This window comes from Marinobacterium lacunae, from assembly GCF_000705555.1.
Classification (GTDB): domain Bacteria; phylum Pseudomonadota; class Gammaproteobacteria; order Pseudomonadales; family Balneatricaceae; genus Marinobacterium_D; species Marinobacterium_D lacunae.
In genome coordinates, this window is the sequence record NZ_JMQN01000050.1 from 45835 (window position 1) to 72639 (window position 26805).

At 54.5% G+C, this 26805-nt stretch carries 20 protein-coding genes; 11 read left to right on the top strand and 9 right to left on the bottom strand.

Annotated features, from left to right (window positions below):
- Positions 1 to 76: 76 nt before the first annotated feature.
- Complete coding sequence (locus tag ADIMK_RS17505; RefSeq protein ID WP_036190900.1) at positions 77 to 2485, top strand: aldehyde dehydrogenase family protein; 2409 nt, start codon at positions 77 to 79, stop codon at positions 2483 to 2485.
- A 7-nt stretch (positions 2486 to 2492) separates the two neighbouring features.
- Here ADIMK_RS17505 and ppnN read toward each other — a convergent pair whose 3' ends face one another.
- Positions 2493 to 3887 (bottom strand): nucleotide 5'-monophosphate nucleosidase PpnN, encoded by a 1395-nt coding sequence (gene ppnN / locus ADIMK_RS17510; RefSeq protein ID WP_036190901.1) that lies wholly within the window; start codon positions 3885 to 3887, stop codon positions 2493 to 2495.
- 221 nt (positions 3888 to 4108) lie between these two features.
- Between ppnN and ADIMK_RS17515 the strand changes: the two genes are divergently transcribed.
- The 3 genes from ADIMK_RS17515 (at position 4109) to yidD (ending at position 7843) form a co-directional block, all read left to right on the top strand.
- The gene (locus ADIMK_RS17515; RefSeq protein WP_036190902.1) at positions 4109 to 5497 is read left to right on the top strand and encodes a PhoH family protein; all 1389 of its coding nucleotides are present in this window, start codon (positions 4109 to 4111) and stop codon (positions 5495 to 5497) included.
- 467 nt (positions 5498 to 5964) lie between these two features.
- Positions 5965 to 7479 (top strand): malate dehydrogenase (quinone), encoded by a 1515-nt coding sequence (gene mqo / locus ADIMK_RS17520; protein ID WP_036190903.1) that lies wholly within the window; start codon positions 5965 to 5967, stop codon positions 7477 to 7479.
- 94 nt (positions 7480 to 7573) lie between these two features.
- Complete coding sequence (gene yidD, locus ADIMK_RS21790; protein ID WP_081849845.1) at positions 7574 to 7843, top strand: membrane protein insertion efficiency factor YidD; 270 nt, start codon at positions 7574 to 7576, stop codon at positions 7841 to 7843.
- A gap of 136 nt (positions 7844 to 7979) precedes the next feature.
- On the opposite strand, the gene ADIMK_RS17525 is transcribed toward yidD, so the two are convergent.
- Positions 7980 to 8789, bottom strand: a complete 810-nt coding sequence (locus tag ADIMK_RS17525) for a mechanosensitive ion channel family protein (protein ID WP_036190904.1) — start codon at positions 8787 to 8789, stop codon at positions 7980 to 7982.
- 336 nt (positions 8790 to 9125) lie between these two features.
- Here ADIMK_RS17525 and ADIMK_RS17530 point away from each other — a divergent pair, with 336 nt between their 5' ends.
- The 3 genes from ADIMK_RS17530 to ADIMK_RS22005 all read left to right on the top strand — a co-directional run bounded on the left by ADIMK_RS17530 (position 9126) and on the right by ADIMK_RS22005 (position 10261).
- Complete coding sequence (locus ADIMK_RS17530; RefSeq protein ID WP_036190905.1) at positions 9126 to 9692, top strand: TIGR04211 family SH3 domain-containing protein; 567 nt, start codon at positions 9126 to 9128, stop codon at positions 9690 to 9692.
- Positions 9693 to 9794: 102 nt separating this feature from the next.
- Positions 9795 to 10052, top strand: a complete 258-nt coding sequence (locus ADIMK_RS17535) for a GrxA family glutaredoxin (RefSeq protein WP_036190906.1) — start codon at positions 9795 to 9797, stop codon at positions 10050 to 10052.
- A 65-nt stretch (positions 10053 to 10117) separates the two neighbouring features.
- Complete coding sequence (locus ADIMK_RS22005) at positions 10118 to 10261, top strand: hypothetical protein (RefSeq protein WP_156042983.1); 144 nt, start codon at positions 10118 to 10120, stop codon at positions 10259 to 10261.
- A 195-nt stretch (positions 10262 to 10456) separates the two neighbouring features.
- Here the strand turns inward: ADIMK_RS22005 and ADIMK_RS17540 are convergent, their stop codons facing one another.
- Positions 10457 to 10687, bottom strand: coding sequence for a hypothetical protein (locus tag ADIMK_RS17540; RefSeq protein ID WP_036190907.1), 231 nt, complete (start codon positions 10685 to 10687; stop codon positions 10457 to 10459).
- On the bottom strand, positions 10684 to 13221 hold the full coding sequence (locus ADIMK_RS17545) for an EAL domain-containing protein (RefSeq protein ID WP_036190908.1): 2538 nt from the start codon (positions 13219 to 13221) through the stop codon (positions 10684 to 10686). Before ADIMK_RS17545 ends, ADIMK_RS17540 begins: the two co-directional genes overlap by 4 nt.
- A gap of 198 nt (positions 13222 to 13419) precedes the next feature.
- On the opposite strand from ADIMK_RS17545, the gene ptsP reads away from it, so the two are divergent.
- From ptsP to ADIMK_RS17565, 4 genes are all read left to right on the top strand, one after another.
- The gene (gene ptsP / locus ADIMK_RS17550; protein WP_051693082.1) at positions 13420 to 15711 is read left to right on the top strand and encodes a phosphoenolpyruvate--protein phosphotransferase; all 2292 of its coding nucleotides are present in this window, start codon (positions 13420 to 13422) and stop codon (positions 15709 to 15711) included.
- Positions 15712 to 15982: 271 nt separating this feature from the next.
- Positions 15983 to 17020 (top strand): glutathione synthetase, encoded by a 1038-nt coding sequence (locus ADIMK_RS17555; RefSeq protein ID WP_036190909.1) that lies wholly within the window; start codon positions 15983 to 15985, stop codon positions 17018 to 17020.
- Positions 17004 to 18986, top strand: a complete 1983-nt coding sequence (locus tag ADIMK_RS17560) for a flavohemoglobin expression-modulating QEGLA motif protein (protein ID WP_036190910.1) — start codon at positions 17004 to 17006, stop codon at positions 18984 to 18986. The genes ADIMK_RS17555 and ADIMK_RS17560 overlap by 17 nt, the downstream gene beginning before the upstream one ends.
- Before the next feature lie 384 nt (positions 18987 to 19370).
- A complete protein-coding gene (locus ADIMK_RS17565; RefSeq protein WP_036190912.1) occupies positions 19371 to 20168 on the top strand; it encodes a response regulator in 798 nt (265 codons plus the stop codon).
- A 55-nt stretch (positions 20169 to 20223) separates the two neighbouring features.
- Here ADIMK_RS17565 and ADIMK_RS17570 read toward each other — a convergent pair whose 3' ends face one another.
- From ADIMK_RS17570 to ADIMK_RS17590, 5 genes are all read right to left on the bottom strand, one after another.
- Positions 20224 to 22026 (bottom strand): methyl-accepting chemotaxis protein, encoded by a 1803-nt coding sequence (locus ADIMK_RS17570; protein WP_036190913.1) that lies wholly within the window; start codon positions 22024 to 22026, stop codon positions 20224 to 20226.
- A gap of 152 nt (positions 22027 to 22178) precedes the next feature.
- Positions 22179 to 22880, bottom strand: coding sequence for a M48 family metallopeptidase (locus tag ADIMK_RS17575; protein WP_036190914.1), 702 nt, complete (start codon positions 22878 to 22880; stop codon positions 22179 to 22181).
- Position 22881: 1 nt separating this feature from the next.
- Positions 22882 to 24882, bottom strand: coding sequence for a transglutaminase TgpA family protein (locus tag ADIMK_RS17580; protein ID WP_051693083.1), 2001 nt, complete (start codon positions 24880 to 24882; stop codon positions 22882 to 22884).
- Positions 24879 to 25862: a DUF58 domain-containing protein gene (locus ADIMK_RS17585; RefSeq protein ID WP_081849847.1), complete on the bottom strand. Its 984-nt coding sequence runs from the start codon at positions 25860 to 25862 to the stop codon at positions 24879 to 24881. The genes ADIMK_RS17580 and ADIMK_RS17585 overlap by 4 nt, the downstream gene beginning before the upstream one ends.
- Positions 25849 to 26781 carry an AAA family ATPase gene (locus ADIMK_RS17590; protein WP_036190915.1) on the bottom strand — a complete coding sequence of 311 codons (933 nt, stop codon included), beginning with the start codon at positions 26779 to 26781 and terminating at the stop codon, positions 25849 to 25851. The genes ADIMK_RS17585 and ADIMK_RS17590 overlap by 14 nt, the downstream gene beginning before the upstream one ends.
- Positions 26782 to 26805 lie beyond the last annotated feature (24 nt).

Here is a 26805-nt window from a genome sequence, read left to right on the forward strand (position 1 = left end):
ATTTACATGCTAACTCACTTCTAACGGCTATTCCGATAAACTGACGCTTCATACTCCATGGCATGGAAGGGACATTATGCTACCGCTGTCGCTCTACTATTCGGACGAGTTCCGACTGCTAACGACTCAGCAGCTATTAAAAGCCGTTCAGCAAGCAGCCCTATGTGATAGCGAGAACCTCAGAGAGCAGCTCTCGGCCCTCAACCTCACCTTTTATGCCACCCAGAGCAGCCACACACAGTCACTGGAAACACTCCCCGACGCTTATCGACGCCGCCCTACCTGTATCCCCATGACGAGTGCTCAGGCCAACCATCGGTTCAACGTATACCTAAAGGACATTGAAGCAGCGCGGGAACATGGGCTTACCCGCATACCCGTCATTCCGCTGGAGCTCCACCCCAACTGCTCCGTTACACCTTCTAAGGCACCGTTCGAGTCCATCCTGCGCAAGCTGTTTGCACTGGCACAGATGGCAGTCACCAACCATGTTCAATTACAACTTGCTGAACCCGAAGAGGGTGAGCTCGAACTCTGGCTAGACTTGCTAACACACCTCATGCCGGAACTGCCCTCGGGTCGGTTATCCATCGCCCTGAACGCCGGATCGAAACGACTGCTGCCCATACTGGGATACCTTGCCAAACTTGCACGCGAGCAAAACAAGAAGCTAAGGGTTTGCATTTCCCAGAGAGGCCTGACAAAGAATGTCGCTTCATCGACAGACCCGTTGATCGATTCAGAGGAATTAATCAAGCTGAACTTTGCTGCAGCCTGTGCGTTTCTGGAGAGCGAATACGGCGACAGGTTAGTGCCAGAACTGGTTATCACAGACCCGACCTTGCAACCGGCAATCACATCACTGTGCAGAAGCCATGACTGGACCGGCTGGGTTGAACTCGTATCGAGCGTCAGCCCCACCTCCGACGCAATTGAGGCCCTCTCGTCACATCCATGTACATTGCGTGGCGTCCACAGCATCGACAACCGTTTTTCCGACGCCGTACACAACATCACTGAAACGCCACACCGTGCAGCGCCGATCATATCCGGGCAGGAGAGCACAACAAACGAGACTGAACAGAAGTATTGCCCAGCGGCGATAGACACAACCGTTGGCGATCTGACGGCCACCACTGAAGCACAAGCACGCAGCGCTTTCACCGTTGCCGAAGAAGCCCAGAGACTCTGGGCCGGCCTCCCCTTGAGCGCGCGTATCGAGCCCCTTTCAGCCTTTGCACAACTCCTATCTGAACACCGGATAGAGCTGGCGGCCCTGAGTGCTTGCGAAACCGGTAAGACAATAGACGACGCCCTACTCGAAATAAGCGCAGCACTCGGCATTCTCCGACAACATCTCACTCACATCGAAGAATCACTGGCGCCCATAACGCTCGGCAGCAGCACGGGCGCTCACTCCGAGCTGCTCCCCCTACCTCTGGGCATAGTGCTCGGCTTACTACCCTGGAACCAACCGATACTTCAGTTCTGTTCCAAGACCAGCGCCGCACTACTCACTGGGAACGCCATACTACTAAAACCAGACACTCAAGCTTCACTGGTGTGCTCGGCCCTGTTTCGCCTCATGCTGCAGACCGCACTCCCTGCCGATCTCGTAGCACTCATGCCAGGCCCGATGGAAACGACCGGCAAATACCTGCTTGACGACTACCGCCTTGCAGCTGTTTTGTTTAGCGGCAGCCCCATGGATGCGATTGACATTCATAGGCGGCTGAGCAAAAGGGTTGGTTCGCAGATGCTGCCACTTATGAGCGATACCGGCGGGTTCCATGCGGCCATGATTGATGTCGATCAGGACATCTCGGAGCTGTTGCCCCGCCTGCTAAAATCCGCTTTCTGTTTTGCAGGACAACACCCCGCCTCCCTTCGCATCCTGTATATAGAAGAGGGCATTGCTGAACAGCTCGAACAGTCGCTAAGCGACGCACTGACATTTTTGAGAATTGGAAAGCCCGAACCCCGTGACGCCGACATAGGGCCGGTCTTATCCCGAGAGCGGATGGACAGAGCCTATCTCCATATCGAGCGTTTCAGAGCCAAGGGCCGCCTGATCGCCCAACCAGAGCTCAGAAGCGAACTCGAAGAGGGTTACTTCATCCCCCCTACGTTACTGCGACTTTACACAATTGATGAACTACAGGAGCAGGTGGAAGCGCCGATTTTGCACCTGATAAAGTTCAATCGGGATGAACTGGAACGCACAATCGACGAACTTAACCGGTCCGGTTTCGCTATGGCTTTCACACTGTTTTCCAATGACGCACGCCTTTGCAACAGCGTAGAGAGAAAGCTCCAGATCAGTGAACTGAACATCGCCCCGGAGTTTTTGTTTCCTGAAAATATTGCCCAAAACCTTTCAGGCCTCGGCCTCTCGGGCACTGCACCTCTTCCAGGAACTGTGGATTACATGAGAACACTGATACGCCACCAGCGCGTCACCCGGCCGCTGAAGCAGCCGGGATGATGCTTCTTCACGTACCAGTCTGTTCGCCTTTCGGCCGCGCCAGCCTGAAGCAGGGCTTGTAGTCCTCGTGGTTGATTTTCATGCGTCGTTGATCCACGAACGAACTCAGAAGCCGGTCTAAAGACTCCATGACCGACTCTTCACCGTGCAACTCAAATGGGCCGAACTGTTCTATGGCCTGAATACCCGGCTCCTTGACGTTACCTGCCACAATGCCAGACAAGGCACAACGCAGCTGGGCTGCCAATTCATAGTCAGGCTGATTACGCGACAGATTGAGCCCGGCCATATTGGCATGTGTCGGCTCGAAGGTTTGCTGTAAAGCCGGCGGGATATGCAACTGCCAGTTGTAATGGAATGCCTCTCCCGTGGCCCGTCTGTGAGCCGTCACGTCCTTGAGCGCCTCTTTCGCGCGCACCGCAACTCCATGCGGATCACCCACGATGATCTCATACATGTTGCGCGCCCGCTCGCCCAGTGTTTCGGCGATAAAACGATCAACCGTCTCGAAGTACTCTTCACTGCCCTCTGGGCCGGTAAAAATAAACGGAAATGGAATCTTGCCATTCTCCTCACGCAACAGAATTCCGAGCATGTAGAGAATCTCTTCGGCGGTCCCGACGCCACCGGGGAACACCACAATACCATGGCCAAGACGTACGAAGGCCTCCAGTCGCTTCTCGATATCCGGCATGATGATCAACTCATTCACGATCGGGTTGGGCGATTCGGCGGCAATAATACCGGGCTCCGATATACCCACGTATCTTGCGGCAGGTATGCGCTGTTTCGCATGCGCGATCGCAGCCCCCTTCATGGGCCCCTTCATCGCACCGGGACCGCAGCCGGTACAGATATTCAAGCCCCGCAGACCCAGCTCATAGCCAACTTTTTTGGTGTACTCATACTCATGCCGGTTGATCGAGTGACCGCCCCAGCAGACCATCAGATTAGGTTTGACGTGTGGATGCAACGCATCGGCATGACGGAGCAAATGAAATACGATATTGGTCGCCATCGCCGATGGCTCCAGATCATCGCAACAAACGCTGAACTCGTCCTCTACATACAAAAGATCACGCACGACGGAAAACAGGTGCTCACGTATACCCTGTATCAACTCGCCGTCAACAAAAGCACTGGAGGGAGCATTGATCAGGTTGAGTTGTACCCCCCTGTGCTTCTGGGTGATCTGGATATCGAAGTTACGGTAGCGCTCCAGCACCGTGCGTGTGCTGTCCAACTCGCTACCGCAGTTCAAAACTGCCAGCGCACACTGTCGCAACAGCCGATACAGCCCCCCCTGACTTTTATCCTGAAGCTTGGCGACTTCATGCGGAGAAAGCATATCGAGGCTATCCAGCGGCTTCACACTGGCACTAACAAAAGCTTCGGTCATCATAACGACCTCCCTGTGCAGGCTAATGCGTACAGCTCCGCAACTCCGGAAAACGCCTTTCCGGAGAAAGGACCTGCCCCTCCAATATGAACCGTCATTACGAATTTGGCTACTACTGCGTGAAAAACAGTCACTTAGAATGACAAATTGTCCGCAACGATTGTAAAGAGAAGGCCATTGAATTAGTTTTGGTTTCATAGCCCTCCGCAGAAGGAACATACCTGATGACTGCGTCCAAGCTGTATATCCTCGATACCAACGTTCTACTTCACGACCCCAAGTGTCTGTACGAGTTCAAGGAGCAGGATATCGCGATCCCGATGACTGTTCTCGAAGAACTGGACGACATAAAGGACAGAAAGAAAAACGTCGCCGCGGAAGCTCGCGTAGCGATCCGCGCAATTGACGACATCATCAGCACGGCGAGGGATGCCAGCCAAATAACCAAAGGCGTCCAGATCAAGCTAGAGGGCAAGGACCGGCCCATTAAGCTCGGCCACCTGTCTATCTTCCCGGATCATGAGCTTACTAGCCGACAGGGCTTCCTTCCCGACGAGCGCAACAAAGACAACAAGATCATCAATTGCGCCTTGCACCTTCAAGCGACCTATCCTCATCGCCAGGTTATTCTGGTGACCAAAGATATAAACATGCGCCTGAAAGCGCTTGGCGCGGGACTCCAGCGCGTAGAGGACTACCGTACCGATCAGCTGGTTTCAGATATCGAGCTGTTGCCCGCCGGCCACAAGCATATGGAAAAACCTTTCTGGGAAGGGGTTGAACAGGTCGACAGCTTCCAGGAAGACGGAAAAACGTATCACCGCGTAGACCGCGCGTTGCTGCCGGACACCTATCCAAATGAATTTATCTATGACGACAGCAAGGATTTTGCAGCGCGTACGGTTAGCGTCAGCGAAGATAAGGTCACCCTACTTGACCTCGGGTATGAACACCTTATGCAGCAGAGCTGCTGGGGCATTCAGCCGATAAACCTGCAACAGGCGTTTGCCATGCAGGCGCTGCTAGACCCCGACATCGACCTCAGCATACTGCTCGGTGCTGCGGGCTCGGGTAAAACACTGATCGCGCTGGCGTGCGCATTGGAGATGGTTATAGAGGAGCGTCGCTACAACAAGATCATCGTGACACGCTCGACGCCGCCGGTCGCCGAGGACATCGGCTTTCTGCCCGGTACCGAAGAGGAGAAGATGACCCCTTGGCTCAGCTCGATCAATGACAACCTGGAGGCGATGCACGAAAACGATGAACGCCCACAAAGCAGTGTCAAATATGCAATCGAGAAGGCCAACATACAGTTCAAGTCGTTGAACTTTATTCGCGGGCGCAGCATACAGAATGCAATCGTACTGATCGACGAGTCGCAAAACCTCACGCCTCAACAGCTCAAAACGATATTGACCCGCTGCGGCAAGAACACAAAGATGGTTTGCCTTGGCAACCTGGCACAGATCGACTCCAACTACCTGACAGCCCTGACTTCTGGTCTGACGTATATAGTGGAACGATTCCGCGGCTTCGAGGGTTCCGCCAGCATCCACTTCGAAGGCATCTTCCGCTCTCGCCTGGCCGAGTACGCTGAAGAGCAACTCTAAGCCAGAAGGCGTGTCGTCGGCTACCGAGCGGCGACACTCTCCCCTTCAGACTTTGGTCATGGCTACGAAAGTCGTATAACACTGCCAACCCCTCATTCCATCGGCCATACAGCAACCAGAAGCCGCGCCGCCTGTCATTCACCCTGCATTCGCAGGTTTAAATCCTTCGCCGAATCCCTATAATGCTGCGCAACAACAAAGCAATGACAAAATAATTAAGAAAACCGTGATAAAGCGCTCGTTCTGATGACTCAACGCAACGAATGCTGAGAAAACTGCTTTTAGAGAGCCAGCGTTTCTGGCATCCACCCCGACTGCGCCTGATGGCAGTATAACCCAGGCGTTCAGTTCGGAAGACGATACCTGAACGACGGTTGACGGCGTCCAGCCCTCCCGTTTACGAGGCCAAAAGCCTCAGTCAGGGGTCGTGTTGAATCCCATTGTTTATTATCAATTGGCGAACTCATATGACTAATAAATCTGTCGACGTGTTGCTTGTCGGTGCGGGTGCAATGAGCACGACCCTCGGGATGCTGCTCAAGCAGCTCGATCCATCAATCCAGATCTGCATGGTCGAACGACTGGACTATGTCGCCCACGAAAGTTCGGATGGCTGGAATAACGCGGGCACAGGGCATGCAGCCTACTGTGAATTGAACTACACCCCCCAGAAACCCGATGGCAGCATCGACACGACCAAAGCGTTCAATATTAACGCCGCGTTCGAAGTTAGCCTCCAGTTCTGGTCGTATCTCGTTTCCAAAAACGCACTTCCCTCCCCTCGCCAATTCATCAACCCGACACCGCACATGAGCTTTGTCTGGGGCGAAGAGAATGTCGCATTTTTGCGTAAGCGTTATGAGACACTCTCTGCCCATCCGGCATTTGCCGACATGGAGTACAGCGAGGATGCCGAGGTACTGCGCGAGTGGATGCCGCTGATCATGCAGAATCGTGACCCGGCTGAAAAAGTCGCGGCGACACGTGTACAGTATGGCGCTGACGTGAACTTTGGTGAGCTTGCCCGAGCAATGGCCAAGCACCTTGGCACACAACCCGGCTTTGACCTACTACTAAGCCGAATCGTCAAAGATTTGAATAAGCAGAGCGACGGCAGCTGGAATGTGGAGCTCAAGAACACCGAAACGGGCGTAAGCGAAACGATCAACACCAAGTTCGTCTTCCTCGGTGCCGGTGGCGGAGCCCTGCCACTACTGCAGAAATCAGGTATTAAAGAGGGTGAAGGCTACGGCGGCTTCCCGGTAAGCGGTCAATGGCTGGTCTGCAAAAAACCCGAAATCGTCGACAAACACCTGGCCAAGGTTTATGGGAAAGCACCAATCGGCGCGCCACCAATGTCTGTCCCCCATTTGGACACGCGTATTATCGATGGCCAGCGCGCCCTGCTGTTTGGCCCGTTTGCCGGCTTTACAACCAAGTTTCTCAAGCAGGGCTCCTTCCTCGACCTGCCGATGAGCATTCGAGCCGGTAACATCAAGCCGATGCTTTCCGTCGCCGTGCACAACATGGATCTGACCCGCTATCTGATAAGCGAAGTCATGCAATCTCACCACTCCCGTGTCGACGCGCTGCGCAAATTCTTCCCGGACGCCAAGGATGAGGACTGGACCCTGTCTCACGCAGGCCAAAGGGTGCAGATTATCAAGAAGGATGTAGACAAGGGCGGCAAGCTTGAGTTCGGTACCGAAGTGATCACTGCAGAAGACGGCTCCATTGCCGCCTTGCTGGGTGCATCGCCAGGCGCGTCGACTGCCGTCGGCACGATGATCAACATCATCGAAGAATGCTTTATCAAACACCGCGGCAACTCCGACTGGAAAGAGCGCATCAAGGAGATGATTCCCTCTTACGGCGAATCCCTCAATGACAACCCCGAGATGCTCAAGCGCATTCGCGCCTACACGCTGAGCACCCTCGAACTGCTCGAACAAACACGAACTCTTCAGTCACAGTCAGCCTGATAGCTGGGCTATCGTCCGATCCCCGCAGCCGCATTAGTGGCTGCGGAGTTCATATCGCGCTATCTTGCCTCTTAGCACAACAAAGATGAGCGCCATGAAACGCCTTCGCAACCTCGCCATTCAGCTACTCAAACTACCCATTAAAGCCTACCAGTACTTGATAAGCCCGGTACTTGGCAGTAACTGCCGCTTTTACCCCAGTTGCTCACATTACACACTGGAAGCGATCGAAACTCATGGGCCGATCAGGGGGCTTTGGCTGGGCATTAAGCGTATTCTCAGATGCCACCCCTTTAGCGAGGGTGGGATAGACCCTGTGCCACCTGCCGACAAACCCTCCTGCCACGAAAATTGCGGCCATTGAGTGTCCACAGACAAACACAATCAGCCCCCAAGCACTGAACACGTACGGATGAGTTCGGTCGATCAGGTGCCCCGGTTAAAAGCTGACAGGAAGATACAGGCAAAAAATACCCCCTTTCAAGAAAGGGGGTACTCGATCACTCTTCGCTACTGGCGCTGTTTGTATGCACCTGCAACTGAGGATACGGAATAGTAATGCCTGCTTCATCAAAGCGCAGTTTGACCTGCTCGGTTACATCCCAGTACACCGCCCAATAATCTGCAGTTTTGACCCAGGGACGAACATTAAAGTTAACGCTGCTATCAGCCAAGGCTGCCACTGCAACCACCGGCGCAGGATCCTTCAGGATACGGTCATCCTCATCAAGAATCCCCTTGAGAATATCCTTCGCTTTGCGCAGATCATCGTCATAGCTGATGCCGAACACCATATCGACACGACGGGTTTCACGCTTGGAATAGTTGGTAATGACACCGGCATAGATCCCGCCATTGGGCACGATAACCTCGCGGTTATCACCGGTGCGCATGACCGTATTGAAAATAGCCACGTGCTCGACAATCCCGGCCACACCCGCGACCTCGACAAAATCACCCTCTTTAAAGGGACGGAAGATTATCAGCAGCACACCAGCTGCGAAGTTCTTAAGTGAGTCCTGCAACGACAGGCCAATCGCCAAGCCTGCAGCACCGACCAACGCTATCAGCGAAGTGGTATCGATGCCGAGCTGTCCAAGCGACGCAACAATGATAAACAGCAACAACAGCACATTCACAATGGACGAGACGAAATTAACCAGCATTTCATCGGTCTTCGCGCGCCGCATCATCCGTGCAATCAAATTCACCAGATGCTTGGCCAGCCAGCGTCCGACGAAGAATATCGCCAACGCCAACGCTATATTGATAGCCCAAGGCACAATGTAGATATCCCAGAAGCTTTCCATTTACAGGTCCTCGATTCCTTGTCCACGCCCCTGAAGGCATGTTTTACTTACGGTTATACAGGCACCAGCCTGCCGGTATTTAACAGGCAAAGCATGGGTTCAGGCCCCTGCAAAGTCAATTGAAACGAGGGCAGTTCGCGCCTTGTGAATCCCTTTTTTCTCATGCATTTAGCTACCGTGGTAACATGACGCCATTAAGGGATATTGATAAAAGCCTTCAACAATACCTCTTTCCTTTGAACTTAGCCGCAGACAGACAGTCACTGATGTAATCCTGTCGTGACCGGCATTGGAGCATCAATACAAGACCTTCAGGCAATACCTTCGGACAACTCAATGAAAAAAGTGTTACTTCTTGCCCTGATGGGCTCGCTTTCCGCCACAGCCCAAGCCGAACCCGCGCATATTGCAGACGACGCCTATGTGTTCATGAATAGCGGCCCCAGCAATCAGTACCGAATCAATGGGCGCGTCAACAGTGGCGAATCAGTGGTTATTCTCGACCGCAAGAATGAGTATGTCCAAGTAAAAACCGCAAGCGGTCGTGTGGGCTGGGTTCCCGAATCATTTGTCGATCCCGGGCAGAGCGACCTGGTACGTATGCCGGAGCTTGAGACCGAACTGGTCAATGCCAAAAAACAGATTGAAGCTCAAAAACAAGAGATCGACGTGTTGAAAAGCTCCGCTCAAAACCGTCGACAGGAGAGCGAAGAGAACCAGGCTCGCGTGGTAGAGCTCGAGCAGGAGATATCGTCACTGAAATCCCAGATTGCCAACATGGACCAATCCAACCTGATTCGCTGGCTGACTCACGGCGGCCTGGTGGCACTTGGCGGCGTACTGCTCGGATTATTGGTGCCCTACTTACCGAAGCGGCGTAAACCGCGCAACGACTGGTTCTAATAGACTGTACCAATCAGATCCATAGACCATAATCATTGTTCATCCGAAGTCGCTGCCCGTTTAATAGAGCCATCAATTTATCGACCTCAAGGTGAGACGCATATGAAACGTGTAACGATCTTCGGTAAAGAAGGATGTGGTTTTTGTCGACGTGCCAAAGAACTCTGCGAGATCCGAGGCATAGATTTCCGCTACATTGATATACATCAGGAAGGGATCTCCAAGGCAGATCTTGAAAAGACCGTCGGAAAACCGGTCGAAACCGTGCCGCAAATTTTTTGTGGCCAGGATCATATAGGCGGGTATACTGAATTTGCCGCCTTTGTAGAGCAGGCACTGGCTGAAACCGAAACCGAGTGATCATAGGCCCGGTTCGGCGCAACAGGTTCCAAAGGCCAGCCACAGTCCATAGAGGAGACGATCCGATGCAGACAACACTGGTTATTCTGGCCACGATCGCCGTAGCGGTTTTTGCCTGGACTCAGCTCAAGGCACTGACTCGCGAGCAGCGTAACCTCCAACCTATCCGCATTCGCACCGAAGACACCCGGCCGCGCACACGTCGTTAACCTCGACATTTCAAGTGGACAAAAAAAAGCCGCGGGAACATGCGCTCCCGCGGCCTTAACGAATTCACTTGCTAGTCGAGACTTCTAGTAACCAAGTCTCTCTGCACGGATCACAATCCCTGTCGCCGGCAGTGGTGAAAAGGGGCCGTAGTTTACCAGCATTTACATGAAAGTGTCACCGCATTTCACGTCTTTTTAACCGAAACCACCACCTTTCTCCGCCTCCTCGGCAAGCGCCTGCTCGACTGGTCTGGGGTGAAACTCTCCAAAACCGTTTTCGATAGTCCACAGCTCAAGCCCCTGCTCAACACGCACAACTTTGTCGAAACGGTTACGCAGGTAGGGCACAGCCTCTTCCAGCGTATCGATATCACACAACATGACACCGCCACGGCCATTTTCGGTTGTAAAGAGATAACTCTTCATGCACCTGCTCCGTTTAAAAATGACGTGATTGAGTATTGCTCATACCAGCTGACAAAATCGTCCGCACGCTGTGGCCTGCATATCAGATACCCCTGAACCTGGTCACACCCCAACTCGCGCAGCACTTCCAGCTGCTCGTGCGTTTCAACACCTTCAGCCACAACACTCAAGCCCAAGGCCTGACTCATGGCGATGATCGCGCTGACCAACTGCCGGTCCCGGTTTGACCCGGTGATGCTGCTGATAAAACTTCTATCAATCTTGAGGTGATCCAGCGACATGGTGCGAATGTAACTCAAGCTGGAAAACCCTGTCCCGAAGTCGTCAATCGACACACCTACGCCCCGCTCACGCAACGCAAGCAATGTGTCAGCCGTTTGTTCTGCATTGGCCAGAAAGCAGGTTTCAGTCAACTCGACACTTAGCCAGCGGCTATCCAAACCATGTCCGGACAACGCATTCTCTATGCGCTGTAAAATCGAACCATCCTGAAACTGTCGTGCAGACAGGTTAATCGCAATAGGAGTAGCACACCCACTCTCACACCAGGTTTTCGCCTGCGCCACCGCCTCCTCAAGCACCCAGTCCCCGATCTCGTTGATCAGGCCTGTATCTTCAGCCAAAGGGATAAACAGGTCGGCAGGCACAGCACCTAATTCGGCATTGTGCCAACGCAGCAGCGCTTCAGCCCCTACCACCTCTCCTGTCGTCAGGCTTATTTTCGGCTGATACACGAGCGAGAACTCGTTTCTCTCAAGTGCATGATGCAGCTGCGCTGCAATCAAATAACGTGATCGACGCTTCTGGTGCAACTCTTCCGAGAAGTAGCTACAGACGTTGTGCCCACGCTCCTTGGCCTGATGAAGCGCAGCTTCGGCGGAGCTCAACAGGGCGTCGCCATTGTCGCCATCAAGCGGAAAGAGAGCAATACCGATGCCCGCTGTAATCCGGACTTCAGTTGCGTTGACCAGCACAGGCGTCGAGATAACCCTGAACAGATGCTCAATCTGCTCATGAAGTCCATCTTCACTGACATTACCGATGATCAGGTTGAACTCATCGCCTCCAGGCCTGCTGGCCGTATCCCCAGTATCAAGCGCATTTTCGAGCCGTCCAGCGATAGTCTTGAGCACTTCATCACCGCCCTCCTGCCCGAAGCGATCATTAATGCGCTTAAACATGTCCAGATCGATGGCCAACACGGCAAACTTTTCGCCACTGTCGAGCGCATACCGGGATGCCATCTCAAGGCGTTCCTGAAACAAACGCCGGTTGGCCAACCGCGTCAGGTCATCGAAAAGCGCCATCTGCTGAATCCGCGCTTCAGACCGTTTCGCTTCCGTCAGATCGTGAAAGATCGCCGCATACTGGGTAACCTTCCCCTCCGCGTCAGTGATGGCGGTAATGCTTAGCCACTCTGGATAAACCTCTCCACGCTTACTTCGGTTCCAGATCTCCCCTTGCCACTCACCCTGCTGACGAAGCGCGTGCCACATACGATCATAGAACGTACGATCATGACGCCCTGAACTCAAAATACTGGGATTTTTCCCTATAACCTCATGCGCTTCGTAACCCGTAATCGCAGTAAAAGCCGGATTGACACTCTGTATGGCGCCCGATGCATCGGTTACGACAACACCTTCAAGCGATGCGTTGATAACCCGCTCGATCAGCCTCAGATTCTGCATCGACTGTTCGAGTGCTTCATTGTTGGTTCGCAGCATCTGACGCAGACGCGAAACATAGTCCCGCTCGACACTGCGCAGAATATCGGCATAGGAGAGCACTCGCGTCACTTGCCCTGACGCATCGACTACGCCCAGATGCCTGAAACCGTGTCGGAGGAAAATCTTACGGGCAATAAAAAGACTGATGCTTTCATCGATAGAGACAAGTTCGGGAGGCGAAAAACTTAGAACAGGACGTACGAGCGGTTCGCCAGAGGCCAGAATACGGATGACATCAGTATCTGTCAGTATGTGGGTCTTTGTTCCATTGCGAACCAACGCCGAACTCTGCCCCCGGTCATGCATCTGCGAAATTATATCGCGCATTAACGAATCAGCGCTCACCCATAGCATCTCTACCGGTGCAATATCCGACACACTTCGCAGAAACAGATCGTGCTCGACTCCCTGGTTGTTAACGACGTCGCTTTCGCTGACGATACCGATCAATTTTCCGGATGCATCAACAACCACTGCATGCTTCAGCCTGCATCCAAGAAGCTCGACGCCGACGTCGTCGATACTGGCCTCACCACGCACCACTAGCAGCTGCGTCGACATCACGTCAGCAAGAAGCTGGGAGCGAGCGTGCACCTCTGGATTCAGGCAGCAGCTCATCGCTTCACGGCCGGTCAATATCCCGACCGGCTTATGATCATCGCAGACCAGCACCGATCCTATCCTGCGTTCGGACATAAGCTTGAGAGCGCTTTCAAGGCTATCGCCAGGCGCGCAGCAAATGACATCGGTCTGACAGATTTGCGCTACCGATACGCCATGATTCAACAGTACTTCGGTGTTCATGCGGACAGGGGCGGCGCTCCATAGTGCACGGGAAAACAGCGTACATTGTAACAGCTACCCAGTGCGTCGATAAGAATAATTCCCAACCGCCTTCAATGGCATTAAAAAAGCGTCACAACCTCGCTCTGGCAACGTTACTGCTCACCTAAATCCTGTATGATCTAGCGACAGGGAAACGCGCGTTCGGAGTTAACACACATGCCTCATCCTCTCGCCACATTGACAGTATTGGTCGAACAGATCGCCCGCACTCAAGACCCCACTGCCATCATGGAAACCATCGTGCAACGCCTCGGCGAGCTTCTCGACGTTGAAGTGTGCAGCATCTATTTGTGCACGCCGGAGCGTGATGCATTGATACTTGCCGCCACCCGAGGTTTGTCTTCCAGTGCGGTCGGCAATGTGCGTTTGGCGATGAACGAAGGCTTGGTTGGCCATATCGCTGCGACGCTTAGTGCCGTGAACCTGGCGGATGCGCCCTCCGATGATCGCTTCGTGTACATTCCCGAAACGCATGAAATGCCCTATCACTGCTTTTTGGGTGTTCCCCTTCTACATCTGCGCAAACTCGTGGGCGTAATGGTCATTCAGGGCCACCAGCGTGAGCCGTTCAGTGACGAAGACGAAGCTTTCCTGATCACAGTCGCCTCTCAGCTCGGTAGCACGCTCTACCAACTGCACCGCGACGGGAAGTGGATGTCCAAACTGCCTGATTCATCCCCCTATCGACACTACACCGGTATCAAAGGGGCGCCCGGGGTTGGTCAGGGAAGGCTTTGGCTGATTCACCCGCACCTCTCCCTTGCCGACGTCAAGGAGTCGATGACAAGCAACCCTGCGCAGCAGAAAAGCGACTTTTCCGATGCCCTCGCTGCAGTTCTCGAGGAGCTGGAATCAGGCTCGGGTCGTTTGGGCCAACACCTGCCGGCTGACGTACGGGCACTGTTTCATGTCTATGAATTGATGCTGCAGAGCCCAGAGCTGAGCCAGGGAGTCATACGTCTGATCGATGGCGGCGCCACCGCCGAGTGGGCACTTAAACAGACCATCGACGAGATGGCCTCGGCGTTCGAGCAGTCCAGCGATCCTTATATGCAGGCACGCAGCGAGGACATTCGCAATATCGGCCAACGCATCCTGAACCAGATTCTTGAGCGAGACCAACAGGTACTGGAAGCGCCAGACGAAGAGCTGATACTCGCCGGAGAACTCATCAGCATCGCCGATCTCGCCAGTTTCCCGCAGGAACGTATCCGCGGTCTGGTATGCACCTCCGGCTCAACGCTGTCCCACACGGCAATCGTCGCCAACGCGCTCGGCATCCCTGCAATCATGGGAATAGAAGGACTGGAGCCCGAACTTCATCGCGGCGCCCGCATCATTGTCGATGGCAACCGCGCCGAGTGTATCGTCAACCCGCCACAGGCGTTGATGAAAGAGTACAAACGCATGATCGATCAGGAGCAGCGTTTTATGCGCGATCTGGATCGGCTGCGTGACATGCCAGCACAAACCCAGGATGGAATGCGCGTCAAACTGATGACCAACACGGGTCTGCTTGCCGATGCCACCCCCGGCTTGCAGCGCGGTGCAGAGGGTGTAGGCCTCTACCGGTCGGAAATACCATTCATGGTCCATGACAGCTTTCCGACCGAGCAGGAGCAGTACCGGATCTACAGCAAAGTGCTCAAAGCCTATGCGCCGCGCCCTGTTTCCATGCGCACACTTGATATAGGCGGCGACAAGCAGCTGCCCTACTTCGAGATCAATGAGAGTAACCCCTATCTAGGCTGGCGTGGGATACGTTTCACGCTGGACAACACCCAGCTGCTGGTCAGCCAGATTAGGGCCATGCTTAGAGCTCATGCAGAACATGGCAACCTGAAAATACTGGTTCCAATGATCAGCCGCGTCGATGAAATTAAAACTGTTCGTGAGCTCGTCGAGAAAGCGGCCGATGCACTTAAGCGAGACGGGCTGGACGTCACCATACCGGAAATAGGCATGATGATTGAGGTTCCTTCGGCGATGTTGTTGTTGCCGAAACTGGCCCCCTATATCGACTTCGTGTCGGTGGGTTCAAATGACCTGACGCAGTACCTGCTCGCAGTTGACCGTAACAACCCCCGGGTATCCAACCTGTTCGACAATATGCACCCTGCCATGCTTGTGGCACTGGAACAGATTCTCGAGCAGAGCAGACACCTTGGCCTTCCTATTTCACTGTGCGGCGAAATGGCTTCCGACCCTGTCGCTGTGCTCATGCTGGTTGCGCTGGGGTATGACTGCCTGAGTCTGAGTGCGTATAACATACCCAAGATCAAACTGTTGATACGCTCGCTAAACCGGTCGGACCTGCTGCCGCTGCTCGAGCAGGCACGCCAGTGCTCCGATGAGACGCAGATACGGGCGCTCTTCTCACCGATACTCGAAAAACTCGACTGGTCAACCGACCTCCGGCAACCTCCGGACGCGAATAAACCAGCATAAAAGGTAATCAGCCCCGGTACACCGCGACCGGGGCACATAAAAAATTCACCGCAACGACGCTTTACAAGAAAAAAATTCACTCTGAAGGCGCATTTTTCACTTGCTGAAAATGCGCTTCTGCCGTCCAATTGCGCCACTCTCCTGCTGCCGGCTCCTGCCTGTGTAGCGCGTATTCAACACCGTTTAATTCGTTTACCGAACAAACAATTTCTGGCGTCTGACAACCCGGCAGCCAAGGCCGCGGCTTGTCGCGCCACTACAGGATGATGGCATGAAAATCTGCTTTCTGATGTACCCGTGGGAACAGGTCAAACCCGATACCGACAGCACTTTGCGTATGGTGCATGAGGCGGTACTGCGCGGCCATACCGTTGCAATTACCTCCCCGGCCAGTTTGACGATTCGAGACAGCGTTGCCAGCGCTTTTTGCAATGTCTTCGTCAAAAACAGCCGCGTATCGGAGAAATTCCCCACGTTCTATCGCAACGCCGAGTTTCGTCGCAGCCGTCTGCCACTGGCAGGCTTCGACGCCATCATCGTGCGCCTGAATCCGCCCCTGGACACCATCATTCTCAACTTCCTTGATTCTGTGCAGGATGATGTCTTCATCATGAACGACATCAACGGAATGCGAATTGCCAACAACAAGCTGTATACCGCTGCCTTTACCGGCCCTGCCGCGAAATACATGCCCGCCACTCACGTATCGAAGAATCGCGATTATCTAGAGAAAGTCCTGCAGGAATCGACCGGGAATCGCATGATTCTCAAACCACTCAACGGCTTTGGCGGCAAGGGCGTGATTGTCGTCGAGAAAAGTGCACGGCAAAGCTTCCGTTCGCTGCTGGATTTCTATGTTGGATCCGGCAGCAGCAGCAACTACGTCATCCTGCAGGAGTTTGTCGAAGGCGCAGAGAATGGCGACGTACGAATCCTGATGCTCAACGGAGAACCGATCGGTGCCATGCGTCGTATTCCAGACGAAAACGACGTGCGCTCGAATGTGCATGCCGGCGGTCGCGTGGTGAAGCACACGCTCACCCGTGAAGACCGAGAGCTCTGCCGCGCTATCGCCCCAAAACTTGTGCGCGACGGTCTTTACCTGACAGGCCTTGATGTTATCAACGGCAAGTTGATCGAGGTTAACGTCATGGCACCCGGCGGCATTGTGCGTATCAACAAACTGAACCGTGTGCGCCTGCAGCGCCCGATCATGGATTTCGTCGAAAATGTGGTCGAGGCCAAAGCACTGGTCGAGCGCCAGAAAAACGCCTTCCGCCAGGCGATCGACGATGCAAACACTCACTGAATCAAGACTGCTTGAGCTGATCGCCCAGCGCCGCCCCGTGCATGCACGGGTGCGCGGCGCAGGTCTTCGCATCCGTATCGATCACTATCTGCCGGTGGTTGCCTGTGTCCTGCATTCCGGGACAACGCTGCCCGATGACTACGCAGAACGCCTGCAACTGAGTGATGATCAACGCCAGCTGTTTGAAGAGCGCGGCTGTGAGCACTTGGCAGAGCTGATGCCGATCTCGATTATTCAAGAAGAATCGAGACTGGCCTGTGACCTTAACCAGCCCCTGAGCCACTGCTTGCTTGAGGAGTTCGATTCAGGCCCCATCTGGATCAGGCCACCGACCAAACGGATGCGAGAGCGGGCAGAGCGCTGCTATCGCCGCTTTTACCGCATACTCGATGCCCTGATCGATGTTCTCGAAGAGAAAGGCAAGGCCTGTCTTCTGGTGGATCTTCACAGCCACTCGATGAACACATCCTCAGTCGGGCTCTTCCATATCGCGACCGAAACAGGCGTGCACGATGGCAAGCAAAGCCTGATCGAGGAACTTCAGCGCCAGCTGACCCGCGTCAATCTGGCTCAGATGGAATCCAGCGTCAGCAGCGGACCGGACAAGGCGGAATGCCACCAGCTGGCAAATGATATAGAAAGGCGACACCTGCACACCCGTGTGCTCAGCCTTGTGATAGCACCGGTGTTTCGGGACCAGAAAAGTGGCAGCGTGTACCCGATGCTATCCGAGTCCATAGCCGGTGCACTGCACGAAACCCTGTTAGCAACAGCCGCTCATCATGCACGTCTGCATTCAGGGAAGCCTGTCCATGTGCACGACCTGCTTCCGGATCGTTTACCCGCAGAAGTGTTAAAAATCGATCGTGCTCTCAAGAAGCTCGCCCGTGGTCTGGAGACACTACTGTATATCAACCCGATTAACCTAAGTGCAGAGCAGCGACGGTTCCAGCGCAGCGAAGGGCGTTACTCACCGGAGTTCAGGTACCGCCCTCTTCGTATAGACCCGTTTGCACACAGGGAAAAGCTTTACCGACTTCCCGTGGATACCATTCGCGATCCGGCGCTTCGACAGCTTTACCGTGAAGCGATTGATGCCCTGGCCCAGAGAATCGATCTGTTGGTCAGCATAGGCAGCGAACGCTTCCTGTATAACTCCCTGCGCTACTATGGAGAGCCTGACGATATCGATTTGGCTAACGCCCGATTCCTGCTTCACGCATCAGAGCGCCCACAGGAGCAACAAAGCAAAACCTGTGACGCTGCACAAATGCTCAGCTTCTTCAGTGCGCGAGCCCGGGAATGGGGCCTTAATTGTCGCACCGAACTATCTGACCGGATACTAGCTGCCGCAATGGTCTCCAGCGGTCGCAATGCGCTATTGGTAAGACGTGACGCAAAAGTGACGGAAACCGAACTGCAAGCGTTGGCCCATCATGAACTCGGCATCCACATGGTCACGACGTTGAATGCGCGTCGCCAGCCACTGCAGATTTTCAGTCTAGGCCTGCCCGGCAACACACACGCTCAGGAGGGCCTGGCGATCCTGAGCGAGTACCTCTGTGGTCACTTGACGCTGGGCCGGTTGAAGACACTCGCCCTGAGGGTGATAGCCGTACATCAGATGCTGCACCATAACGATCTGCGACGGACCTGGCGCACCTTGACGGAAGATTACGGCTGCAGCCCGGATGAAGCCTTCGGCATCAGCGCCCGCGTTCATCGCGGAGGAGGATTTACCAAGGATCACCTCTACCTCAGCGGTTTTCGCGAAGCGCTACGCCTCTACACTCAGGGTGATATTTCAGCACTGCTGATCGGCAAAACAGGATTCAGCTACCTGCCCCTCCTGCAGGAGCTGCTGGCCCGCGGCCTGTTACACCCGCCTGAATATCAGGCGCCTGCACTTCAAGCCCCGGTAGCAAGCCACCCGGAGATAGACTATCTGGTACGCAGCATCCGTTAGACAGGCAGTGACTCTCGAGCAAGAAAAAAGGTCGCCAAGGCGACCTTTTAAATTTGAAGCGTTGAACTTGGGAGGGGTTGATGCATTAACCCGGCACTCGCTGTACTGGTGCCATCATTTTAACGCTCAAGTACACAGCTATGCTCCGGTACACGCTGTTTTGAGCCGGACTATCAGTTGAACGCATTCCAGATGAACGGAAGCTGAACAGAAATCTGAACAGCTTAATGAACAACACCAAGCACGCCTGTCGGCCACGTCCTGTTAACCAAGTTGTGAGGTTTTGACTTAACAGGGGAGACTCACGCAGATTGCGTGCTAGAATGGCAACAAAGCTGCGCTAATGCTCGGCACGGTTACGAACCCGCAATAGAACTAATTAGCATGAAAATCAACGATTTACTGGTACAGGTCATCGAGCCTTCCAGAGTGCAGCGTCATATCATCATCGACAGCCTGCGCCAGCTCGGGATCCACGATATCGAGGATTTTGAATCAGCCGAGCCGGCCTTAGCCCGTATGCAGGTGGTAAAACCCGACATCGTGATGTCGTCGATGCACCTGCCTGACATGACCGGCACTGAACTGGTCATTAAAATGCGCGAACAGCCGGACTTAGCTGATATCACGTTCCTGCTGGTGTCAACCGAAACCCACTACCGCTATCTTGAGCCCATTCGACAGGCTGGTGCTATTGCGATACTGCCCAAACCGTTCAGCCGTAGCGATCTGATGCGCGCACTGCAGAGCACCATGCACTACATCAGCGATCGCCAACAGGAGGAAGAAGACGACCTGTTTGACGATATGAGCGTGCTATTAGTGGACGACAGCGCCCTTTCACGAAAATTCGTGCATCAGGTTCTCAGTGCAGCGGGTATCCAGCATATCACCGAAGCGAAAGACGGCGCCGAGGCCCTTCAGTTTCTGGCAACCCAATCCTTCGATCTGGTTATCTCCGACTACAATATGCCCAATATCGACGGGCTGGAACTGGTCGACCATATCCGAAACCACAGCACTCAGCCGACTGTGCCTGTCATGATGATCACATCAGAACAGAACAGCAGTCGACTAGCCGCCATACAGAGCGCAGGCGTTTCTGCACTCTGCAGCAAACCCCTCTCCTACGATATGGTCAAGCAGCTGATTCAACAGCTGGTTGCAGACCGCGATATCTAAAAACGAAAGCAGCCACCCGTAGGTGGCTGCTTTCGTCTGTTCGTTTTAACTGCCGCTATTTTTTCTCTTCATCAAGCAGATGCTGGGGATCGAAGCCCATGATCAACGCGCCCCAGTGCTGCCCGTTCAGATAGAGCGGTATCGACAGGTCGTTCAGCACCTCTCCAGTATCGCGAATAAACGTCTGCATAAGGAAAGGGGAAGTATGACTGGCACGTCGCTTCTCTGCCCTATTACCTGCAAAAATTCGCTTGTTACGGCAACTCAAATTATCGACGTCAAAGTTCCCCGTCATGGGTTTGGAAACTTTCGTGTGATGGGCTGCCGCGTAGCCGTTCTTGTCGACAGCGATGGCATAGGTAAATTCAGGACGCTGCTGGATGAAACTATCAAAGAGCGGGCGCATCAGCTGCTCGTACGCCTGGGTGTAGCCGACCTCGAACTGCTCAGGACGTTTGCCTTCATTAATTCGCCGGTAGCTGTGATCGAATAGATTCAAACCTCTGGACTGCAGCTGTTCCAGCGCAGCGGTTGTCTGCTGAGCCCATTTACGACCGGTCAGGATCATATCTTCGAAGCCGCCGAAGCCTATGATGAACCGGGACAGCAACTCCTGCGTCTCTTCGGTTGAAAGCTCCAGACGCTCTGAATACGACAGCGACTGCTCCATCTCGGATTTGATGCCGGCCGATAGCTGGGTAATCTGAGCAACGTGACTGTGAGACTCCTTGTTGGTATAGGAAAGCTCATCGATGGCGGCACTTATACCCGCCAGCTGAGAATTCACATCCTCGAAGTCCTGCACCAATCGCTGGAACTGTCCACTGGTGTCCCCGATAAACTTCTCGGTACTTTCAATGCCATCCAGAATCTCACGCGCGCTGTCACGCGTGGTCCCCACAAGCTTCGACATCTGGCCTATATTGGAGTCGATCTCCGTCGTAGCCTCACTCACCTTCTGCGAGAGGTTACGCACTTCGTCTGCAACTACCGAAAAGCCTCTCCCAGCCTCACCTGCACGGGCTGCCTCAATAGAGGCGTTCAGTGCCAGCAGGTTCGTCTGTTCGGAGAAATCCTGAACCATGGACAGAATCCGGGTGATATTTTCGGAGTTTTTGCCCAGCAGTGTCACCGTCTCCTGAAAGTTACCGGCCAGCTGCCGGATCGACCCGATCTGAGCCAGAACGGTCTGCAGCTCCTGGTTGGAGGATCTCACCTCCTCCATGTTGGTGCTGTTCTGCTCATTGATTCGCAGCGTCGTACCGGCTATCTCGTCGATTGCCTGAGTCGCTTCGCTGCTGGACTGGAACACCAGCTGTGCCTGCTCCTCCTGAGTGTGAGCCGAGCCCTGAGCCTCGATCACCACTTTCTGCAAGCGTTTGGCACTGACCGATACGTTCACAGAGCGGCGACGGGTCTCCGCTATGATCCGCTTGAGGTTTTCTGAGAACTCGTTATATGCACGTGCCATCTCCGAAATTTCATCGTAGGTATAATCGGGTAGCGTCGCGGAGATATCGCCATCTTTCTCGCTGATCGCTTTGAGTACCGAGGTCATCTCTCGAATCGGGCGCAAAAACAGATGACGCATAAAGAATATGGTGCCGATACCGGCGAGTATGGCAAAAGTAATGGTCGCCAGCGCATAGAGCCAGAAACTATCCAGAGCTGCGCTCAGATGAGCTAGCTGTTCAGGCGCAAGCCCCGCCTCACCGATCAGACGTTTGAGCTTATCCGCATAGACCACCCCCAGAACAACCAGCACAACATGGGGGGCCAGAAGGAATAAAACATTGCCTACTATTTTTTTGGTCAGGGAATTGAACAGTACCCTTTCAATCGCCGTATATAATCCCATCGCCTTCTCAGTCTATATCGCCATAGAGAGCCTCTGGGCTCATGGTTATTGTTGTTATGCTAGCGTCTTTGTAAGGAGACAATCCTCGCACTATACGCCTAGGAGATGGTCGCGCTTATCCCTTACTCTCGACAACCCTCCAAAAGTCTAATTCACCACATCAAAAAGGGGTAAGCGACCGATAAAGATTCACGATATTGACGGTAATCAGGACAATGTCGCTCTACCAATGCCCAAAAGCGCCGCCCATGATTCAGTTCAGACAAATGGCAAAGCTCATGAATCATGACGTACTCCCTTTGCGCCGGCAAAAGGTGCATCAGGCGCCAATTTAATATGATCTCGCCTTTGGCATTACATTGCCCCCACTTGCGACGATAATCTTTTACCTGCACTTGCTTGGGATTCAGACCGGTCAGCGAACCGAGCGCCCGACACCGGTCGGTCAACGCCTGCTCGGCGCGTTCAACCATCCATCGCTTGAGTATCTCGCGAGTGGCGACCTGTTCATCCTTGCGAATACGACGCGACAGCGTCACCTGGATATGGCAGGGCAACTCATGCACCTGCGTCTGCGTGCCACGCCCCCAGTTGAGAGCGCAAGCAACACCATCGACCGTAAATCGACCATTCTGCTCGATACGGATCTCGTTCTGCTCAAGCGCACGGGTCTGCGTCTCCAATCTGGGCATGATCCAGTCAGCCTTACTGCGAACCCAACGTTCAACCCAATGCGCATCAGCCAACGCCGGTACTCGAACCTCCACGCGCCCCATATCCACCATCAGCGATGCGGTGCGTCTTCGGCGGCTGCGCACCACTTGGTAATTGAACGGCAAATCTGACGTCGTCAATCTACGCCCTCTCCTCAAAATCGATAGCTTGCACCGAACGCAATACCCGATGGCATTCATGTATAACGGCAAGCAGATCCGACTTTTGAGCGTCATCCTCGGCATAACGTACAGCCTCATCGCAGCTGGCAAGCCGTGACATCGGATCTCTAAGCACAGGGCACGCCTTCCCCACCCTAAGTGAATACGCTTGCAATGTTTCGTTGGGTAACCGTGGCAGACCTAACCGCTCAAGCTTTTCCAATAATGTTGACAGCTTTCGCTCCAGCGGGCTTTTCGCCGAGGACCTACGCCCCCTTAGCTGAGTCCAGGCCATCACTGACATAACCAGCGCGAACGGCACCAGAAGCGCCACTATCATTTTTTCCATGCTCACGTTACCCATCAGACGGCCCAGAAACTGCATCTGCTGGCCCTGATAGTTGAGCACCCAGCGGTGCCAATTGAAATTCAGCGCCTCGAGCTGACGGCGCACATCCACAAGCCAACCGGATCGGGCAAACCTTAGCCGGGCAAGAGGCGCATCGGATAGAAACGCAGGATCACCTGCAAATACACGATCAGAGCTTTCCACTATCCGCTCCGGCGACACTGCAGCCGTTGGATCTACACGCACCCAGCCACGCCCTTCAATCCAGTATTCTGTCCAGGCATGTGCATCGTACTGGCGCACGGTAAGGTACTGCTCATATGGATTCCACTCCCCCCCCTGATAGCCGCCAACCACGCGCGCAGGGACACCCACGCTCCTGAGCAGAAATGCGAGTGCACCGGCATAATGACCACAAAAGCCCTGCTGGGTATCAAACAGAAAGCCGTCAATCGGATCATTAGCCAACGCAGGAGGTCTTAGGGTATAGGTGAACGTACGACTAAATTGATCCAGTACACGATCGACGAATCGCTCGGGGTTACCATAGGCCTCCTCCCACCACTGCCCTGCACGCTCACGACTGCGTAGATTCCCCTCAGGAGGCAATTGCAGGTACACCGCCCGCTCCCGCTCACTTAGCCGACTTTGTAACTGGTACTCAAGTGCCGACCTCAGACGGTAATTAAGGCGCCGATCGGCACCACGTGTGATCATCAGGGTATGCCCCGGACCTATTCTCATCCCCTGTGGCGCCGCTAACGGCTGATCAAGCGCTACCAACCAGTTTCGATTGGAGGGTTCATAGATCACCTCATAATCGACCGTAGCCCCCTGCACGGTCAGCCCTTCCTCCTCTGCGTGCCAACGTTCATACCCCGGCGGTATACGCCAGGTCCGCCCATCAAACTCCGTATACACCAGAGATCGCCAGTAACGCTGGGCTGGCTCAGGCACTCTACCGTCGAAACTAACCCTGAACGCCAGCTGATCCGATTTCGTCAGTTGAGAGATATCACCCGGTGCAAGGGTATCCGACAGACCGGAGACCGCACTCTGTTGGTTCATGGGTACCGACCAGAGCGGGCCGATTCTCGGGAAGAGCACGAAGAGCACCAGCATCAGTGGGAAAGACAATGCCACCAACCGCACGGATCGTTTCAAGGGTCTGAGCAGATCGGTCCGCTGGGGATCCTGAAATATGCTGTTAAGGGCCGCAATCACGACCACAACACTGAGCAGAGCATAGATCGCCATGCCGATGCTTTGGTGAAAGAGGAAACCTGTTGCACACACGAACAGCGACACATACAGCAGTACCAGCGCATCACGCCTGTGGTATATCTCTACCAGTTTAAGCGCCAGCCCGGCGACCAGCAGCGCCACGGTTGCCTTCATCCCGGTTTCCCGGCTAAAGGTCACGAGCAAACCCGCCGCGACCAAAAGGATCAAAAGCAACTTGAGTGACCAATGGGGTAACGACCATCGGCCGCCATGAATCATCAGCCTTGCCGCCGGCGTCGCCAAACACAGGCCGATGAGCCAAAACGGCAACCAACTCAGATGCGGAATCACCACAGCTGCGAAGGCTGCTAACTGCCAGATAACCGCGGCACGGCTGATCTGTTTCACCCCTGCCCCTCCAGACCGTATAGCGCAAGCGCCTTCATGACACGAAGACGATGGCTCTCACCCGAGTCGGGGACCAACACGCACCCCGGGATACGCAGCCCGAACGTCTGCTCTCGCTGAGTAAGCTCAATCGCCCAGTAGCAGATGCCGGATAACCGTTCCTCATCGCTTGTGGCTGGCCAATGTGCCCAATCCAGCCACACATCATTACTTGCGGTACCCGAGTACTGTTTAATGTGTAGCCCTTGCCCCCTGGCGTACACTTTCCACGCGATCTGATGCAGCGAGGCACCACTTTCGAACCTGGCAAACCCCTGGAAATCCTCAATACCCTGAGCCCTTACCCGGTTCGACTCCAGCGCGCCGTCGCCGCCTGATGACTCCGGGGCACGACATGCCAGCGGTCGCGGGTAGACCAGCGCTCTAAGCCCTGTGTCAATCCAGGTCCAGGCGCGAAAAAGTCCCAGCGGAAACTGCGTTTCCAGCTTGAGCGGGCCGGGATACAGCCAGCCACGTCTGAGCGCAGGACAGGAGAGCTCAACCTGAGCGACTCGCTGGTTCGTCAAATCCAGAGTCCGGGGCGTCCCGCCATCCCATCGCAAGGACAGTTGCTCGTGGTCTCGCCCCTTGGCTGCACGCAGCTCGACAGTAAAACCGGCCTGATCCCCCGCATAGCAGGCATGTCCACTCACTGCGGTAACCTCAAGCCCCGCCAGATTGGCATAGGTCTGTATGATGGAGAGGATCAGCAGGCTAGCCAGCAAAAACGTCAGGCCATAGGTAAGGTTGCTCTCATAGTTGATAGCCAGCAGGAGCAACAGCAGAAGCAATACCATGAACGAGACGCCCGCTGCACTGGGCAGTATATAGATGCGTTTCTGCGTAAGGGTCACGGTCCTGTCGCGGGGAAAGCGCCTCAGACTCCAGCTGCGAAGCTTATGCGAAAGCCGGTTAATGCCTAACGCCTCACCCCAGGACATCTACCTTCGCCAAAAGCTCGTTGACCAACCGGTCGCCCGCGTGACTGCCGATATCTTCAGCCGAGCGTATTCGGTGTCCGATAACCGGCTCTAAAACCTGCTGAATATCCTCAGGCACCAGATGAGCGCGCCCCTCCAGCCACGCCCAAGTACGCGCACAGCGAAGCAGCGCAAGCGCCCCGCGTGGGGAGACGCCGTAACTGAACAAATCCGAATCGCGGGTAAATTGCACAAGCCTCTGCAGATAATCGATTACGCTGCTTGAGGTATGGATGCCCGAACACCGCACCTGGACATCCACCAACTCGTTGGGCGTTAAACAGCGGGGTAACCTCTGCAGCTCCGATCGCGTATCCCCTCCCATCAGCAGCGCACGCTCCACCTCCGGCGCGGGATAGCCCAACGAAATACGCATCAGGAAACGGTCAAGTTGCGACTCGGGCAAGGGAAAGGTTCCGTATTGAGTAGCCGGATTCTGTGTCGCGATCACGAAAAAAGGCTTGGGCAGCCGGTAGGTGTGACCATCCACCGTTACCTGCCCCTCCTCCATCGCCTCCAGCAGCGCGCTCTGGGTTTTAGGTGTAGTGCGATTGATCTCGTCGGCCAGCAGCAGCTGACAAAAGATGGGGCCGGCATGGAAGCGAAACTCGCTGTTGGACGGCTCGAATACCGATACGCCAATAATGTCGGCAGGCAGCATATCCGAGGTAAATTGCACTCGATGATCCTCGAGCCCCAGTACCCGCGCAAGACCGTGTGCCAGCGTGGTCTTGCCCATTCCCGGCAGATCTTCGATCAACAGGTGCCCTTGCGACAAGAGACATGTCAACGCCAGACGCAGTTGCTGACGCTTGCCCAGTAATACCCGTTCAAGTGCATCAAGCGCATCTTCTACAGCCTTCAATAACGGATCAGACAAGCCGACTCCTTGCAGCTACATTTT